General features: G+C 40.7%; 12 protein-coding genes. 10 read left to right on the top strand and 2 right to left on the bottom strand.

Going from position 1 to position 8,833, the window contains the following annotated elements; genetic code table 11:
* The first annotated feature begins 96 nt into the window (after nucleotides 1-96).
* Together SORDD15_RS00885 and yaaA are read left to right on the top strand one after the other, a co-directional pair.
* Nucleotides 97-261, top strand: coding sequence for a DUF3953 domain-containing protein (locus SORDD15_RS00885; protein WP_061413554.1), 165 nt, complete (start codon nucleotides 97-99; stop codon nucleotides 259-261).
* A 79-nt stretch (nucleotides 262-340) separates the two neighbouring features.
* Complete coding sequence (gene yaaA / locus SORDD15_RS00890; protein ID WP_061413557.1) at nucleotides 341-1,069, top strand: peroxide stress protein YaaA; 729 nt, start codon at nucleotides 341-343, stop codon at nucleotides 1,067-1,069.
* A gap of 31 nt (nucleotides 1,070-1,100) precedes the next feature.
* On the opposite strand, the gene SORDD15_RS00895 is transcribed toward yaaA, so the two are convergent.
* Together SORDD15_RS00895 and SORDD15_RS00900 are read right to left on the bottom strand one after the other, a co-directional pair.
* Nucleotides 1,101-1,649 (bottom strand): NADPH-dependent FMN reductase, encoded by a 549-nt coding sequence (locus SORDD15_RS00895; RefSeq protein ID WP_061413559.1) that lies wholly within the window; start codon nucleotides 1,647-1,649, stop codon nucleotides 1,101-1,103.
* Between the two features lie 91 nt (nucleotides 1,650-1,740).
* On the bottom strand, nucleotides 1,741-2,187 hold the full coding sequence (locus SORDD15_RS00900; RefSeq protein ID WP_196756199.1) for a MarR family winged helix-turn-helix transcriptional regulator: 447 nt from the start codon (nucleotides 2,185-2,187) through the stop codon (nucleotides 1,741-1,743).
* Nucleotides 2,188-2,305: 118 nt separating this feature from the next.
* Between SORDD15_RS00900 and SORDD15_RS00905 the strand changes: the two genes are divergently transcribed.
* The 8 genes from SORDD15_RS00905 to wecB form a co-directional block, all read left to right on the top strand.
* Nucleotides 2,306-2,782, top strand: coding sequence for a cell wall elongation regulator TseB-like domain-containing protein (locus SORDD15_RS00905; RefSeq protein ID WP_061413564.1), 477 nt, complete (start codon nucleotides 2,306-2,308; stop codon nucleotides 2,780-2,782).
* 9 nt (nucleotides 2,783-2,791) lie between these two features.
* Nucleotides 2,792-3,970 (top strand): pyridoxal phosphate-dependent aminotransferase, encoded by a 1,179-nt coding sequence (locus SORDD15_RS00910; protein WP_061413566.1) that lies wholly within the window; start codon nucleotides 2,792-2,794, stop codon nucleotides 3,968-3,970.
* A 22-nt stretch (nucleotides 3,971-3,992) separates the two neighbouring features.
* Nucleotides 3,993-5,336 carry an asparagine--tRNA ligase gene (asnS, locus tag SORDD15_RS00915; protein WP_061413568.1) on the top strand — a complete coding sequence of 448 codons (1,344 nt, stop codon included), beginning with the start codon at nucleotides 3,993-3,995 and terminating at the stop codon, nucleotides 5,334-5,336.
* A 148-nt stretch (nucleotides 5,337-5,484) separates the two neighbouring features.
* On the top strand, nucleotides 5,485-5,775 hold the full coding sequence (gene rpsF, locus SORDD15_RS00920) for a 30S ribosomal protein S6 (protein ID WP_001151782.1): 291 nt from the start codon (nucleotides 5,485-5,487) through the stop codon (nucleotides 5,773-5,775).
* 11 nt (nucleotides 5,776-5,786) lie between these two features.
* Complete coding sequence (ssbA, locus tag SORDD15_RS00925) at nucleotides 5,787-6,257, top strand: single-stranded DNA-binding protein SsbA (RefSeq protein WP_000609595.1); 471 nt, start codon at nucleotides 5,787-5,789, stop codon at nucleotides 6,255-6,257.
* Between the two features lie 31 nt (nucleotides 6,258-6,288).
* On the top strand, nucleotides 6,289-6,528 hold the full coding sequence (gene rpsR, locus SORDD15_RS00930; RefSeq protein ID WP_000068664.1) for a 30S ribosomal protein S18: 240 nt from the start codon (nucleotides 6,289-6,291) through the stop codon (nucleotides 6,526-6,528).
* Nucleotides 6,529-6,760: 232 nt separating this feature from the next.
* A complete protein-coding gene (locus SORDD15_RS00935) occupies nucleotides 6,761-7,270 on the top strand; it encodes a GNAT family N-acetyltransferase (protein ID WP_061413570.1) in 510 nt (169 codons plus the stop codon).
* Between the two features lie 437 nt (nucleotides 7,271-7,707).
* A partial coding sequence (gene wecB / locus SORDD15_RS00940; RefSeq protein ID WP_061413572.1) for a non-hydrolyzing UDP-N-acetylglucosamine 2-epimerase occupies nucleotides 7,708-8,833 on the top strand: 1,126 nt, incomplete at its 3' end.

Here is an 8,833-nt window from a genome sequence, read left to right on the forward strand (position 1 = left end):
TAGTTTGCTCTTTGATTTTCATTGAGTATAAAAATAAGTTTTCTCAGAAAGTATATGTTATAATAAGGTAAATTAAGACTAATGGAGAACAAACAAATGGGTTTTTATTTGATGGTTGCTTCAATGCTACTTGGATTGTTCGCTTGGAAGATAGGTTTTTCTCAGTTCAAGGAGAAAAAAGATAAATTCTTATCTATCTTAACAAGCTTAGCTGGCACAACCCTTGTACTCGTGGCTATCTGGTTAGGATGGCCAAAATAAACAGAGAAACCTCGGTATGAACCGAGGTTTTTAAGATGAAATTCTTGGTAGTGGTTGAAAAATATGCTACACTAACAATATGAAAATTTTAATCCCAACAGCAAAAGAAATGAACATAGACCACCCTTGTATCGAAGCGCTCCCCTTGAGGGAAGAAAGTCAGGCGGTCCTTGACTCACTGGCGTACTACTCAGCTAGTGAATTAGAGACCTTTTATAAGGTATCTGCCGAGAAAGCAGTTGAAGAGTACGGCCATATTCAAGCTCTAAAAGATCACAGTGCTAAGAACTATCCAGCCTTGAAACTCTTTGACGGTCTCATGTATCGCCACATCAAACGAGATGGCTTAACCGAGGCTGAACAAACCTATCTTGAAAATCATGTCCTGATTACCTCGGCTTTTTACGGTGTTGTCCCTGCCTTGTCGCCCATGGCTCCTCACCGTTTGGACTTCTTGATGAAGTTAAAAGTTGCTGGTAAGACTTTAAAGACTCATTGGCAGTCAGCCTACGATGATGCGCTACAGGATGAGGATTTGATATTTTCACTCCTATCATTAGAGTTTGAAACTGTATTTTCGAAGGAAATTAGAGAAAAGATGGTGACCTTCAAATTTATGGAGGACAAGGCAGGCCAGCTGAAGATTCACTCAACTATTTCAAAAAAAGCACGTGGCGCCTTTTTGACTGCCTTGATAGAAGGGCAAGTCCAAACAGTCGAACAAGCTCGCAAGCTCAGTTTCGCCGGTTTTGACTACCGACCTGATTTATCCAGTGATTTAGAACTCGTCTTTGTGAAACAAGCATAAAACCAGCTCATTCGAGCTGGTTTTTGCTGGATTAGTTGATGGCTGCAAGAAGGTCGTCCGCTTGTTTTGCAAGTGATGAAGCAGTTGCTTCCTCTAACACCAATTTTCCATCTGCCCAAGCAGAGTCATTGACACGAGCAGCTGTAAAGTTACCAACGACTTGTGTACGGATAAATGGCAAGAGATCTTTGTAAATCGCAAAGAGTTGATCGTGACCGGCATTGGCTACAGAAGAGACAGTAACAAACTTGTCTTGGAGGGCAGAAGCACCACGTGTATCAGACAAGTCAATGGCGCGAGAGAGCCAGTCAAGCAAGTTTTTCACTGTTCCAGGGATAGAGAAGTTGTAGATTGGAGAGAAGATCCAGATCGCATCCGCAGCAAGGACTGCTTCACGAGCAGCAGCTACAGCTGGATGAGTTGGAACTTCCAAATCTTGGCTGAAGAGAGGAATAGCTGAGTAATCAAGATAGCTAACTTCCGCTTTTCCAGCAAGTGCTTTCTCAGCTTCGAGGGCCATTTGGTGGTTGAAAGAACCTTGGCGTAGTGAACCGACGATAAATAATACTTTTTTAGACATGATGTGTCTCCTTTAGTTTAAAATTCAAAGAGCGAACTCTTTTGTTACCATCTATGTTACAGCAATTGATACTAATTAGCAATAATTTTGCTCACAAATTTTTAAATTTTTTTAAAATCTGGATTAAATCTTCCTTTTCGCCATCTTCCAAGATGCTGAGTGCTTCTACGATCGAATCGATATGGTCAGGAAGAACCTCTTCGATTTTTCTGCGTCCTGCAGGTGTTAATTTCAGGAAAAAAGAGCGACGATCCTTGGGGTCGCAAGTTCTAGAAATCCACCCATCTCGAACCATATTTCGAATGACAACAGTCATGTTTCCAGAAGTGGCTAGCATTTTTTCGATCAAATCCTGAATGCGTAGTTCCCCCTTGCTATAGAGGGTTTCCAAAACTGAAAATTGGGTGGGTGTTAGCCCGTGTTCTTTAGCAGCTTTGGCTTCATATGGTTTAAAAGTTCGTATGGCTTTATTGAGGACGATAGCTGTTTTTAAGTCTAGCTGATTATTGGAGATTTTCTCTTTCATATATTGTTTCATAAGGCTATTTTATCAATAATGAGAGAGAAAAACAAGAACTTACATTTTATAGGAAAAGATTCTTAGAATGTTCCTGTCTTCACTTGTAATAAAGGAGGAGAGATGGTAAAATAGACGAGTGAAACTAAGACAGAAAAAAGCAAAAGACAAGCTACTTTTACAGTATGGAATCGGCATTGCTCTGGTAGTACTAGTCATGACCACTTCCTTTCTTTATCTGATATCGCTCAGCATGAAACCCTATCAAGATGCTAGAGTTGAGGGAGAAAAACTAGCCAAGCAGTATGCAGAATTGGAGAAGGCTGATCAGGTTGATTTCTACAATGGACTAGAAGGTTATTACAGCGTTCTGGGACATAATAAAAAGCAAGAGGCCATTGCCGTACTGATTGAAAAGAATGACCACAAGATTTATGTCTATCAGCTAGATAAGGGGATTTCTCAAGACAAGGCAGCGACGATTTCGAGGGAAAAAGGAGCTAGCGACATTGACAAGATTACTTTTGGTCGCTATCAGGATAAGCCGATTTGGGAAGTTAAGTCAGGAAACCAGTACTATCTGGTCGACTTTGAAACAGGAGCAGTGATCCAATAAGGAGGGCATATGAAACTATCCAAACGTGTACTAGAAATGGAAGAAAGCGTCACTCTAGCTAGTGATGCAAGAGCCAAAGCATTAAAAGCTCAGGGAAAGGATGTTCTTTTCTTAACCTTGGGACAGCCTGATTTCCATACTCCTGAAAACATTCAGGATGCAGCGGTAGAAGCGATTCGAGATGGACGAGCTTCCTTCTATACAGTTGCTTCAGGCCTACCAGAGTTAAAAGCGGCGGTTAATACCTATTTTGAACGTCACTATGGGTATTCCGTAGCGGCTAACGAGGTTACATTTGCCACTGGTGCCAAGTTCTCTCTCTACACCTTCTTTATGGCTGTGGTCAATCCAGGTGATGAGGTCATCATTCCTACACCTTACTGGGTCAGCTATGGAGACCAGGTCAAAATGGCAGAAGGAGTGCCAGTCTTTGTCCAGGCAAAGGAAGACAATCACTTTAAAGTAACAGTAGAGCAGCTAGAAGCAGCCCGAACAGATAAGACAAAGGTCTTAGTTCTCAATTCACCATCGAATCCGACCGGTATGATATACTCTCGTGAGGAACTCTTGGCCATCGGAAATTGGGCAGTTGAACATGATGTCCTTATCCTAGCGGATGATATATACGGTCGTCTAGTTTATAATGGAAATGAATTTGTTCCAATCTCTAGTCTGTCAGAAGCTATTCGCAAGCAAACCATCGTGATTAACGGTGTATCTAAGGCCTATGCCATGACTGGTTGGCGGGTAGGATATGCTGTGGGAAATCCTGAAATTATCGCTGCCATGAGCAAACTAACAGGACAAACGACTTCAAATCTGACAGCAGTATCCCAATATGCTACCATTGAAGCACTCACTGGACCGCAAGACTCTGTTGAAGCTATGCGCCAAGCCTTTGAAGAACGTTTGGATACCATCTATCCTCTCTTATGCCAAGTGCCTGGTTTTGAAGTTGTCAAGCCCCAAGGAGCCTTCTATCTCTTCCCAAATGTTAAAAAAGCGATGGAGATGAAGGGGTATACCGATGTGACAGAGTTTACAACAGCTATTCTAGAAGAAGTCGGTCTTGCCTTGATTACAGGAGCTGGATTTGGAGCACCAGAAAATGTTCGTCTCAGCTATGCGACAGACCTAGACACGCTTAAAGAAGCGGTTAAACGTTTGAAAGCATTTATGGAAAAATAAAAGAAAAAGAAAAGGAAAAATAATGACAAAACGTGTAACGATTATTGATGTAAAAGACTATGTTGGTCAAGAAGTGACCATCGGAGCCTGGGTTGCTAACAAATCTGGAAAAGGGAAAATTGCCTTCTTGCAATTGCGTGATGGAACAGCCTTTTTCCAAGGAGTTGCCTTCAAACCAAACTTTATTGAAAAGTTCGGTGAGGAAGTGGGTCTAGAGAAGTTTAATGTCATCAAACGTTTGAGCCAAGAAACTTCTGTTTATGTGACAGGGGTTGTCAAAGAAGACGAACGTTCTAAGTTTGGTTATGAGTTGGATATTACAGACATCGAAGTGATCGGTGAATCTCAAGACTACCCAATCACTCCAAAAGAACACGGAACAGACTTCTTGATGGACAACCGTCACTTGTGGCTTCGTTCTCGTAAGCAAGTAGCGGTGATGCAAATCCGTAACGCTATCATTTATGCAACCTATGAGTTCTTTGACAAGAACGGCTTCATGAAGTTTGATAGCCCAATTCTTTCAGGAAACGCAGCAGAAGACTCAACAGAACTCTTTGAAACAGACTACTTTGGAACGCCAGCTTACTTGAGTCAATCAGGTCAGCTTTACCTAGAAGCAGGGGCTATGGCTCTTGGTCGTGTATTTGACTTTGGTCCAGTATTCCGTGCTGAAAAATCAAAAACACGCCGTCACTTGACTGAGTTCTGGATGATGGACGCAGAGTACTCATACTTGACTCACGATGAGTCACTTGACTTGCAAGAAGCTTATGTAAAAGCTCTTCTTCAAGGTGTTCTTGACCGTGCGCCTCAAGCCTTGGAAACCTTGGAACGTGATACAGAGCTCTTGAAACGCTACATTGCTGAGCCGTTCAAACGCATAACTTACGATCAAGCTATTGACCTCTTGCAAGAGCATGAGAATGATGAAGATGCTGACTACGAGCATCTTGAGCATGGAGATGACTTTGGTTCACCACACGAAACATGGATTTCAAACCACTTTGGTGTCCCAACCTTTGTCATAAACTACCCAGCAGCCATCAAGGCCTTCTACATGAAACCAGTTCCTGGAAATCCAGAGCGCGTGCTTTGTGCAGACTTGCTTGCACCAGAAGGTTACGGAGAAATCATCGGTGGTTCTATGCGTGAGGAAGACTATGATGCCCTTGTCGCTAAGATGGAAGAACTTGGAATGGACCGTACAGAGTACGAATTCTACCTTGACCTTCGTAAATACGGTACAGTACCACACGGAGGTTTTGGTATCGGTATTGAACGTATGGTAACCTTCGCAGCAGGTACAAAACACATCCGTGAAGCTATTCCATTCCCACGTATGTTGCACCGTATCAAACCATAAACTAGTAAAAAGAAGATAATTTCATCTTCTTTTTTCACTTTTATCTTGCTATCTATCAGTTTTTCTAGTATAATAGTTTATTGTGAGCAAACCTCACTTACCCCTTGCAAAGACTAGGGGTCATTAGACCAAAAGGAGGAACATATCAATGGCTAAATACGAAATTCTTTATATCATTCGTCCAAACATTGAAGAAGAAGCGAAAAACGCTTTGGTAGCACGTTTTGACTCTATCTTGACTGACAACGGTGCAACTGTTGTTGAATCAAAATCATGGGAAAAACGTCGTCTTGCATACGAAATCCAAGATTTCCGTGAAGGACTTTACCACATCGTTAACGTTGAAGCAAACGACGACGCAGCTCTTAAAGAGTTTGACCGTCTTTCAAAAATCAACGCTGACATTCTTCGTCACATGATCGTCAAACTTGACGCGTAAGAAGGTAAATTATGATTAACAATGTTGTACTTGTAGGGCGTATGACACGTGACGCTGAGTTGCGTTATACCCCATCAAATGTAGCAGTTGCGACTTTTACTCTTGCAGTAAACCGTACATTTAAGAGTCAAAATGGCGAACGTGAAGCTGATTTCATCAATGTCGTTATGTGGCGCCAACAGGCTGAAAATCTTGCTAACTGGGCTAAAAAAGGCTCTCTTATCGGGATCACAGGCCGTATCCAGACTCGTAGTTACGATAACCAGCAAGGACAACGTGTCTACGTAACAGAAGTCGTGGCTGAGAATTTCCAAATGTTGGAAAGCCGCGGAGTGCGTGAAGGACATTCAGGTGGCGCTTATTCTGCACCAACTGCTGGTCAATCAGCACCTGCAAATCCAGTACCAGACTTTTCACGTTCTGAAAATCCATTTGGAGCAACCAATCCATTGGACATTTCAGATGATGATTTACCATTCTAATGGACAATTAATACTATAAAGGAGAAAAAACATGGCTCAACAACGTCGTGGCGGATTCAAACGCCGTAAAAAAGTTGATTACATCGCAGCAAACAAAATTGAATATGTTGATTACAAAGATACTGAGCTTCTTAGCCGTTTCGTTTCAGAACGTGGGAAAATCCTTCCACGTCGTGTAACAGGAACTTCAGCTAAAAACCAACGTAAAGTAACAACAGCTATCAAACGCGCTCGCGTAATGGCTTTGATGCCTTTCGTAAACGAAGATTAAAAAAGAGGTCCGGGTGGACCTCTTTTTCAGACCCGTTTGGGTCTTTTTTTCACGAGCCTTGAAATGAGAGAGCGAGTTGAGGTCCAGTTGACCTCTTTTTCAGATTTTTATAGGATTTTGTTAGAAAGGATTCCCTGTTGACCTAGTAAGATTCTTTTGTCTTACTAGGTTTTTTCTTTTAATCTTTATTATCGTGCTATAATGGTAGGAGAAAGCTATAAAGGAGCAACTTATGAAGACGATATGTTCAATTAGAAAAATGCAAGAATCTGACATTAAAGATCTATATCGAGGATTTATCAGCCAAGGTTGGCCGGGTAGAGAAGAAATTTTGGCTAGATATTTTCTGGAACAAGAATGTGGGGAGAGAGAAGTCTTAGTTGCAGAGGTTGAGGGTGCTTTAGCGGGTTATATCACAATTTTGCCCTGCGCTAAGCAGGGGCCTTTTGCAGAAATCTATCCAGAACTCTCAGATTTCAATGTCTTTGAACCTTTTCAAAATCAAGGTATTGGAAATCTCTTGCTGGAAGAAGCAGAAAAACGAGTTAGGCTCATATCGGATAAGGTGACCCTTGGTGTTGGGCTCCATTCAGGGTATGGACCTGCCCAGAGATTGTACATCAAACGAGGCTATATTCCAGATGGGACGGGTGTTTGGTATCAGAACCATCAACCGGCCATGAATGCGGTGTGTGAAGATATCGGAGAATTGGTCTTGTATCTGTCGAAAAATTTGTTTTAAGACAGATTTTATAAGATTTAAATTTTAAATATAGTAAACAATCACAGTCCCTTTTTCATTCGAAAAAGGGATTTTTTGTTTGAAATTGTTTGATTTATTCCTCGAAGTGATAAAATATAATTGTTTGTAATATCAAGATAAAAATAAATATCGAAAAAAACATATAAGGTTTAGCTTTTTTAAAATACGGATTCTTTTGAAAAATCTTAAAATTTCCTAAAATAAGGCTTTTTAAAGGTTGTAAATAATATTGTTACAAAAAGGTTACAAATTATTAAAATTAAATTAAATGCAATAATATAATTTAGAAAAAATTTGACATATAAATTAATTGACGGTAAAATAATTAAGATAATCAAATTAATTGATTTGCGCAATAATTCGATATAAAGATTAATCTGATGTGTCAAATTTTATTATAGTAGAAGGATAGCATAATGAAGAAACTGAAAGTGATGGTTGTTTTTGGAACACGACCAGAAGCTATTAAAATGGCCCCTTTAGTGTTAGAATTGCAAAAACATAGTGACAGCATTGAGACGATTACAGTTGTGACAGCTCAACACCGTCAAATGCTTGATCAAGTTCTTGAAACTTTTAGCATCGAGCCACATTATGACCTGGATATTATGGGGAAAAATCAATCCCTTTTAGATATTACTGGAAAAATTTTAGAAAAGTTTGATCCAGTTGTTAAGCAAGAACTTCCAGATATAATTCTTGTTCATGGAGATACAACAACAACTTTTGCAGCAAGTTTAGTTGCTTTCTATAATCAGGTACGTATCGGCCACGTTGAGGCCGGGCTAAGGACCTTTGATAAGTATTCTCCTTTCCCAGAAGAAATGAATCGTCAGATGACTGATAACCTAGCGGATCTTTATTTTGCTCCAACTAGTGAGAGTAAAGAAAATCTCCTCAAGGAAAATCACCCTGAGTCTGCTATTGTCATTACGGGAAATACAGCCATTGATGCATTGAAACTAACCGTTCAATCGGATTACTATCATGAAGTTCTAGATCAATTGGATCCAGATAAGAAACTTGTATTGGTAACCATGCATCGTCGTGAGAATCAAGGTCAATCAATGCGAGATGTCTTTACAGCCTTACGCGAGATGGTCGATCTTCATCAGGAAATTGAAGTTGTTTATCCTGTTCATCTTAGCCCTGCCGTGCAAGAAGCAGCAAACGATATCTTAGCTGGTCACGATCGTATTCACTTGATTGAGCCTTTAGATGTACTTGATTTTCATAATTTGGCTTCAAGAAGCTATTTTATCATGACTGACTCTGGAGGTGTTCAAGAAGAGGCGCCTTCTCTCGGCAAACCTGTCCTTGTCCTTCGTGACACGACGGAACGTCCAGAAGGAGTAAGAGCAGGTACTTTGAAGCTAATTGGTACGGATCCAGTACGTGTGAAAGAAGCAATGGCAGCACTCTTAACAGATGAAACTCTTTATAGACAAATGTCTCAGGCACCAAATCCTTATGGAGATGGAAGAGCCTCTGAAAGAATCGTACAATCCATTCAACAGTACTTTGGTGCAGCGACTTCTGTAT

It is taken from the genome of Streptococcus oralis (assembly GCF_001578935.1).
Lineage (GTDB): Bacteria > Bacillota > Bacilli > Lactobacillales > Streptococcaceae > Streptococcus > Streptococcus oralis_R.

Coding starts and splice junctions, on each gene's coding strand:
- SORDD15_RS00885 (WP_061413554.1), top strand. CDS start 97: ATGGGTTTTTATTTGATGGTTGCTTCAATGCTACTTGGATTGTTCGCT.
- yaaA (WP_061413557.1), top strand. CDS start 341: ATGAAAATTTTAATCCCAACAGCAAAAGAAATGAACATAGACCACCCT.
- SORDD15_RS00895 (WP_061413559.1), bottom strand. CDS start 1,649: ATGTCTAAAAAAGTATTATTTATCGTCGGTTCACTACGCCAAGGTTCT.
- SORDD15_RS00900 (WP_196756199.1), bottom strand. CDS start 2,187: ATGAAACAATATATGAAAGAGAAAATCTCCAATAATCAGCTAGACTTA.
- SORDD15_RS00910 (WP_061413566.1), top strand. CDS start 2,792: ATGAAACTATCCAAACGTGTACTAGAAATGGAAGAAAGCGTCACTCTA.
- asnS (WP_061413568.1), top strand. CDS start 3,993: ATGACAAAACGTGTAACGATTATTGATGTAAAAGACTATGTTGGTCAA.
- rpsF (WP_001151782.1), top strand. CDS start 5,485: ATGGCTAAATACGAAATTCTTTATATCATTCGTCCAAACATTGAAGAA.
- ssbA (WP_000609595.1), top strand. CDS start 5,787: ATGATTAACAATGTTGTACTTGTAGGGCGTATGACACGTGACGCTGAG.
- rpsR (WP_000068664.1), top strand. CDS start 6,289: ATGGCTCAACAACGTCGTGGCGGATTCAAACGCCGTAAAAAAGTTGAT.
- SORDD15_RS00935 (WP_061413570.1), top strand. CDS start 6,761: ATGAAGACGATATGTTCAATTAGAAAAATGCAAGAATCTGACATTAAA.